This is a genomic window from Acinetobacter sp. MF4640, assembly GCF_002018895.1.
GTDB classification, from domain to species: domain Bacteria; phylum Pseudomonadota; class Gammaproteobacteria; order Pseudomonadales; family Moraxellaceae; genus Acinetobacter; species Acinetobacter johnsonii.
The window spans coordinates 1-6,173 of sequence record NZ_MVOM01000096.1; the positions used below are offsets into that span (position 1 = coordinate 1).

Below are 6,173 nucleotides of genomic sequence, written 5' to 3' on the forward strand. Positions count from 1 at the left end.
AACTTGCGACACTAAACTGGGTAGATTGGTTCAATAAAAAGCGTGTACACAGTGCACTGGGTTATGTATCGCCTTTTGAGTTTGAAGCAATGTACTATGATAAGATTAACCCGTTAGGTCAGGTGGCTTAACTTAAATAAAAAAGTCTCCGACAAACCCGGTACGGTTCAAAACTGAAAAATCCATTGAGTTTAGAACTGTAATGTGGATTTATTCAATTAGATTTGATGTAAGTTGTTGATTTTACATTTTGCCAGTTTAAGACATTAATGTAAAAAGACAGTAACATGAGTGATGTGTTGTGTTGATACCTTAATTGCATCGATTTCCCGTTTTAACTTTTTCTGATGTTCAATTTCTTCTTTTTGCTACTTCTTAACTAGAGCCTCCAATTTTTTTCTTTCAAGTTCTTCTACTTTTGATAAGTTCTGATTTTCTTTAAGCGGCTTGGTATGAATTGCTGTTTTCTTTTTTTTGAAGCTCGGCAACCTTGATTTGATATCTAGAAAGTTCCTGCTCTTTACGGCTAATTTCAGAATTAACTGTTTATTTGAATTCTATTGAAGATAATAAACTAGTTTAGCTAAAGGGAAACATCAAGAAAGGCCATCCTAAATTTTTTACAATGGACTGAATAAGGCTTATTTAAAACTGACTAAAGAAAAAGGGGTGTTGGGAACTTAAAGTAAAGGTGGTACTTAAACTGGTTACTAAATATCGAGTAGTCTCGATAATAAATATATAAAATAATAACTTACAATTTAATATGATGCGTATCATACGCATCATATATAAAGCTTTCTATTTTGATATAATTGATCCAATCAACCCCTTATTAGGTTTCATTTAAATTCCATGAGTCTTACTGAAATTAAAGTTCGCCAAGCTCATTGCAAGGAAAAAACCTGTTTTTTATCCGATGAAGATGGGCTTAGCCTGAAGATTGAACCGAGTGGAAGAAAATCTTGGTGCTATCGCTATACAGATCCACAAACTAAAAAACGTCGACGCATTCAGTTAGGTCTTTATCCTGATTTATCGCTGAAAAAGGCACGACAAGTCAGAGATGACTTTAAAGACAATAATTTCTGTTTTGAACATGATACTGCCTCTAATGTCATCACCTTTGGTAAGGTCGGGGAGGAGTGGTTACAGTTCAAACTGAAGAATGCCTTCAACGATCTACCCCGCTGTGGTGTACTACAGCTAGCAGAAAGATGCTTACAGCAAGATATTTATCCAGACCTTCAGGATTTACCTTTTCAAAACATCAAGCGTTATGACCTGGTTTCAGTAATCAAAAAAATAGAGGGACGCCAAGTAAAAGAACCTGTCAAGAAAGCTTGTAGTTATTTGAACCAAATTTATGACTACGCTGTAGCGATGGGTTATTGTGAATTCAACATCGCGCATGGTTTAAATAAAATCGCCATTAACAGTAAAATCAAGAAGAATTATCCGTATTTGAAAGCGGAGGATATATCTGATTTTAAGTATAAATTACAAAAATTGGATGCCCATCCGATTATTAAAAAAGCACTGATGTTTAAATTATATACTGGAGTGCGAGGGGCTGAATTGTTATTGTCTGAGCCTCATCATTTTGATTTAAATGAAAAAATATGGAAAATACCTGCCTTGCATATTAAACAGTTTCGACGAAAAGTCATATTAGGCCATGAGATTCCAGATTTTTTAGTTCCACTTTCAAATCAGGCTTTAGAGATTTTGAAAGACGTCATGCAGTGGTCATACGGTGAAAAATACCTTTTTACTAGCCCTCGCAAACGCAATCAACCGATTCATTTTAATACTCTAAATATGGCCATACGTAAGATGGGGTATGGCAAACATCAACTATCTTCTCATGGATTACGTTCAACTTTTAGTACCATTTTGAATGACTCAGGTTTGTTCCAAGATAATTGGATTGAGGCACAACTTTCACATATTGATAAGAACCGTACCCGTGCCAGCTATAATCACGCTGACTATTTAGCTCAACGGACTGAAATGATGCAGTGGTGGGGTGATTATTTAAGTACTAGTAAGTGAAAATCGTACTTTTAAACATAAACTTAAAACATGATGGGGTGTCAAATGGATAGTAAACAATATACTTACCGTGTTAAATGGTCAGCAGAAGATAATGGGTATGTTGGATTGTGTGCTGAGTTTCCATCATTGTCTTGGCATTGTCAACAGCATGATGCGGATCAGTCTAAAGCATTCTCAGGAATAGAGGAGCTCGTTGCTGATGTTGTCGCTGATATGATTAGCACTAATGAAAAAGTTCCTACACCACTCTCCGGAAAAATATAGTAGGCAGTTTATTGTCCTTGTTCTCAGTGGTTCAACAAAAACTAGCCCTTGAAGCTGCAGAACGTAGTGTGGGCATGAACAAGAATTTATGCTTCATATATTCTGTAAATCGTATGAATTTGAATTAATAGGTATTTTTAAAGAAAGTTTTCTTTGATTTAGTGCTTTTATATAAAAAAATAATTTTTAAAAATAACTTAGGCTAATTGATAAACACTATCTGGAAAGATTAAAAGAAAATATTTTTTAATTTCTGCTAATTCATTTAAGTTAGGTTCCCTTTCAAGCAGTTGAAATGTCCAAATAAGTACAGCCTGATGATTATCATAGCAAGAATTGACTCCAAGAAAATTAGCCATTCCATAACCCCTATCGATGTTCATTTCTTTAATTAGTTGATTTCCCAAGTCACGAGCTTGCTGGCTGATCCATAACTCATTTGGCAACATGGCGGTCATCTCCACAAAATAATCTAATGCAGCTTCAATCCTTATATTTAAAAAGTTATAATTTAGTTAAAATAGATAAATTATGCTTTCTATAAGTTGTAATGATCTGCTGTAGGTTAATTTTAGCAGAGTATTACTCAGTCAACAACTTAAAATAACTTTTAGTAGGTTATTTTTTTGTAAATGAATTGATATATGATTACTTGTAAGTTATCCAGCCTCATGGGCGATCGAAGAATTTTAAAATTAAGTGATGTGGTACATGCGACAGGCATCAATCGTAATACGCTGACAAGTATGTATTATGACCGTGCTATACGTATCGAATTGCCAGTCGCTGATAAGTTATGTAAATACTTTAACTGTACGATGAATGATTTGTTTGAGTTTAAGGACGAAGTTGAAGAAAAAGATTAACCAATACTTCTTTTGATAAGTTTTCTCTACAGGTCTAATACTGAATTTTATAAAATTTCATCGAAAACAGAGATTTACTTTATTATTTATATAAAAGAATCAATTGAATGATAGAGGTTTTTTTCTTATAACTTAATCAAGAAGAGGGCTAATGACCCACAATAGCGGTAACTATTGTGGGTTTGTTCCATGTAATGCAAATTGCAGTACAAGGAATTTAAAATGACTTCACTGCTCATCTTACGTTGCTATTGTACTTATTGCAAGATTTTGAGTCTTTTTACATGATTTTTTCATTTCACAATTTAAATTACTTCTTTTAATCAAGTCGATAATTTGGGGTGCCAAGGCCTGTCGCCATAACATTTGAAATTGAACGTTCTATAGATGTCCGTAATCCATCGAATAGCTGAACCTCATTTGAGGTGCGAAGATAGTCCAATATATTTTCGCTCAAGAATTCTATAATTGCTTTGGGGTTTCTAATTCTAAATCGGTCACTTTCAGCCAGTTTGATGAGATGTGACCGGTCTGGAAATGCTTTACTACCAGCCAGTTTGAATGCCATTTTATGATCAATGGATTCATAGATCAGGGTATGGGTAAGATCAAAGGGTGGTGAAACAAAAATGTTCTTCATATCAGGAGAATATTGCAGAGCAAAGTTTTTAAGATGCTCGTCGCCATTGCCGATTAAACAGTTGAATACGATGTATTTATACATTTTTTCAACTTCAGCTACGCTACTCGTATATAGATAAGTTGCTTTCAGCAGAGTTTCATAGCTACTGGTATATTTCGCATTTGGCCCATTCGACTTTTTCATGAGCGTCGTAAAGTCTTCATAGCCGAGTTTTGTACCATCGCTGGACCGATCAAACCGTTCTACCACATAGGTTTCTAAATTTTCGGACAAGTACGTTTTGGGTGGCTCAAGTCCACAATGCCGCGCAGCTTGCATACAGACAAACTCATTGAGAGTCACCGTGTTAGAACCCATTCAAAATGTCTATATTCTCACCAATAAAAATGATCAATATTTAATCAATTTGTCATTTTTCTCTGGCTTATCAATACCCCACATCCCGAAACTATCCCCAATTTCTGCGGACAACTCTTGGGATAAAAAATAACCAATTTTGTACGCTTTGGCTCACACCAATTCCGGCCCTTTGCGCCTATACGATCTGGCTGCAATTTCCTATGATGGATTCATCAGGAACAGGAAGTTCCACACAATAATAAGAACATAGATACGCACAAGGACTGTAAGGTACGACAGGAGTTATACCGAGCGAACCCATACGAAAAAGCCCAACAGGATGTTGGGCTTTTTATTATCTACATTTAAGGGTTAATCAATCTTAGTCGATTCATTTTGGTTGATAAATTTAATCAGCGAATTTTGGACAAACTCATCAAGTTCAATCTCTTTTTCTTTTATGATGGTTTCTATCTTTGCTATAGTTTCGCTTTCTAAATCGAACTCTATTTCAGCTGATGTTTCCATAAGTAAATCATAGTTATTTTCGACCATCTTTTTAAAGGTTTCTTTTAGATCATTTTTCGATGGAATATTGAAAGATAAGCGTAATGAGCTATTGATAATTTCAACATGGGTATACCCTAAATATTCAGTACTTTTTCCAACAAATCCTAAGTGCTTCATAAAAAACCTTAAATGAATATAGTAAATAGCTCTCAAAGGAGAGCCATTTAAATTAAGCCAGACTCTCTTTTACAAATTTTGGATCAACAATAAATAATCGAATAAGCGATGTTGCTGCTCCTGATGGTCTTCTCGCACCTTGTTCCCAGGATTCAAGGGTACGTCTTGATACGCCAAGAATCTTAGCAAACTGATCTTGTGTTAGTTGAGCCTTTCTACGAGCTAACGCAACATCTGTCTCAGTGATTACTGTTCTTTTCGCTGCATTATTAGCAAGCATATCGTCGATGCCTTGTAATATTTCAGCTTCAATATCCCTAGTTTCTTCAAAAGATTGCAGTTCTTTTTCAGTCATTAAACGAGTCATTTAGTTTCTCCACCAATGTTTGAAGAGTCTTCTTACTAAGCTGTACAGTTTGCTTTTTACTGTACAAGGTTAATAACCAAATCTCTCCATTTGCTAAACGATTAAAGTAGATGACTCTGACACCACCACTTTTACCTCTACTACCGCTAGTCCATCTAATCTTACGAATACCGCCTGCATTAGGCTCAACATCTCCTGCTTCAGGGTTTAATGCTAAAAATGTTTTGAATTCCTCATATTCTTCCTGAGTCCAATAAACAAGACAGTATTTAGTAAATAATGGGGTCTCACATATTGTATACATTTCTTGCATTCATACTACCTTGTAGTAGTTTATTTTATACCACTTTGTGGTATTTTAAAATACTAATTTTTAATTCATAGGATTAAAGACGATGTACTATTTTGCAGAGGATCCCTTCTAGGTAATGTTACCTAGGAGGAACAATGAAAAGACTAAAACATCAATACAGGCAATGAATACAAAGTACTCGACATGATTATCTTTGGAAAATTTACCCTAATGTCAGAAGCTCTATATTTAAGAAATTCAGTACTCAGCAAGAACGTAGCTTTTATTTCTTACATCGTATTGAATACAAAAGCTATTCGCTTAAAATTCGTGTAGCACGTGGTACAGGCTTACCTCATGTTTGGGATGATTTTCCGACTTACGTTTATAAAGTTGCTAAAAGTTGGAAACATAATTCTAAGAGAGCACATCAGTACTACAAAGAACATGAGCAAAAATAAAAAATGGGAGCTGATAGCTCCCATTTTTTTATGTTATTCACCAATTAAAATGTCTATGCGATAAACCATTTAAAATGTCCTATAAAAAATGAGCTGATTAATTATCATATTCGGCTCTTGTTATGAGCCGAATAAGTGCTATATTCAACTCATCTGAAATTTTAGATGAGCGATTGAAAATGCAGAAATGGATTTG

9 protein-coding genes and 1 pseudogene are annotated in these 6,173 nt (G+C 34.7%); 5 read left to right on the plus strand and 5 right to left on the minus strand.

What is annotated here, in order from left to right:
* From MF4640_RS19180 to MF4640_RS18165, 3 genes are all read left to right on the plus strand, one after another.
* The coding region (locus MF4640_RS19180; protein WP_002059172.1) for an IS3 family transposase at window positions 1–131 on the plus strand (131 nt) is incomplete at its 5' end.
* Between the two features lie 724 nt (window positions 132–855).
* A complete protein-coding gene (locus MF4640_RS18160) occupies window positions 856–2,055 on the plus strand; it encodes a tyrosine-type recombinase/integrase (RefSeq protein WP_078390452.1) in 1,200 nt (399 codons plus the stop codon).
* A gap of 33 nt (window positions 2,056–2,088) precedes the next feature.
* Complete coding sequence (locus MF4640_RS18165) at window positions 2,089–2,322, plus strand: antitoxin HicB (protein ID WP_078390455.1); 234 nt, start codon at window positions 2,089–2,091, stop codon at window positions 2,320–2,322.
* Window positions 2,323–2,519: 197 nt separating this feature from the next.
* On the opposite strand, the gene MF4640_RS18170 is transcribed toward MF4640_RS18165, so the two are convergent.
* Window positions 2,520–2,771 carry a hypothetical protein gene (locus MF4640_RS18170; protein WP_004762875.1) on the minus strand — a complete coding sequence of 84 codons (252 nt, stop codon included), beginning with the start codon at window positions 2,769–2,771 and terminating at the stop codon, window positions 2,520–2,522.
* Between the two features lie 195 nt (window positions 2,772–2,966).
* Between MF4640_RS18170 and MF4640_RS18175 the strand changes: the two genes are divergently transcribed.
* Window positions 2,967–3,188, plus strand: coding sequence for a helix-turn-helix domain-containing protein (locus MF4640_RS18175; protein WP_004762874.1), 222 nt, complete (start codon window positions 2,967–2,969; stop codon window positions 3,186–3,188).
* 319 nt (window positions 3,189–3,507) lie between these two features.
* Here the strand turns inward: MF4640_RS18175 and MF4640_RS18180 are convergent.
* From MF4640_RS18180 to MF4640_RS18195, 4 genes and pseudogenes are all read right to left on the minus strand, one after another.
* Window positions 3,508–4,173 (minus strand): annotated as a pseudogene (locus MF4640_RS18180) (type II toxin-antitoxin system HipA family toxin); the annotation flags it as partial.
* A 369-nt stretch (window positions 4,174–4,542) separates the two neighbouring features.
* The gene (locus MF4640_RS18185; protein WP_078390453.1) at window positions 4,543–4,857 is read right to left on the minus strand and encodes a hypothetical protein; all 315 of its coding nucleotides are present in this window, start codon (window positions 4,855–4,857) and stop codon (window positions 4,543–4,545) included.
* Window positions 4,858–4,909: 52 nt separating this feature from the next.
* Window positions 4,910–5,224, minus strand: a complete 315-nt coding sequence (locus tag MF4640_RS18190) for a helix-turn-helix domain-containing protein (RefSeq protein WP_078390454.1) — start codon at window positions 5,222–5,224, stop codon at window positions 4,910–4,912.
* Window positions 5,205–5,528 (minus strand): transcriptional regulator, encoded by a 324-nt coding sequence (locus MF4640_RS18195; RefSeq protein ID WP_078390456.1) that lies wholly within the window; start codon window positions 5,526–5,528, stop codon window positions 5,205–5,207. Before MF4640_RS18195 ends, MF4640_RS18190 begins: the two co-directional genes overlap by 20 nt.
* A 176-nt stretch (window positions 5,529–5,704) precedes the next feature.
* Here MF4640_RS18195 and MF4640_RS19850 point away from each other — a divergent pair, with 176 nt between their 5' ends.
* Entirely contained in the window at window positions 5,705–5,977 is a 273-nt protein-coding gene (locus tag MF4640_RS19850) for a hypothetical protein (protein WP_227518690.1), read from the plus strand.
* Window positions 5,978–6,173: the final 196 nt, after the last annotated feature.

Coding starts and splice junctions, on each gene's coding strand:
- MF4640_RS18160 (WP_078390452.1), top strand. CDS start 856: ATGAGTCTTACTGAAATTAAAGTTCGCCAAGCTCATTGCAAGGAAAAA.
- MF4640_RS18165 (WP_078390455.1), top strand. CDS start 2,089: ATGGGGTGTCAAATGGATAGTAAACAATATACTTACCGTGTTAAATGG.
- MF4640_RS18170 (WP_004762875.1), bottom strand. CDS start 2,771: ATGTTGCCAAATGAGTTATGGATCAGCCAGCAAGCTCGTGACTTGGGA.
- MF4640_RS18175 (WP_004762874.1), top strand. CDS start 2,967: ATGATTACTTGTAAGTTATCCAGCCTCATGGGCGATCGAAGAATTTTA.
- MF4640_RS18185 (WP_078390453.1), bottom strand. CDS start 4,857: ATGAAGCACTTAGGATTTGTTGGAAAAAGTACTGAATATTTAGGGTAT.
- MF4640_RS18190 (WP_078390454.1), bottom strand. CDS start 5,224: ATGACTCGTTTAATGACTGAAAAAGAACTGCAATCTTTTGAAGAAACT.
- MF4640_RS18195 (WP_078390456.1), bottom strand. CDS start 5,528: ATGTATACAATATGTGAGACCCCATTATTTACTAAATACTGTCTTGTT.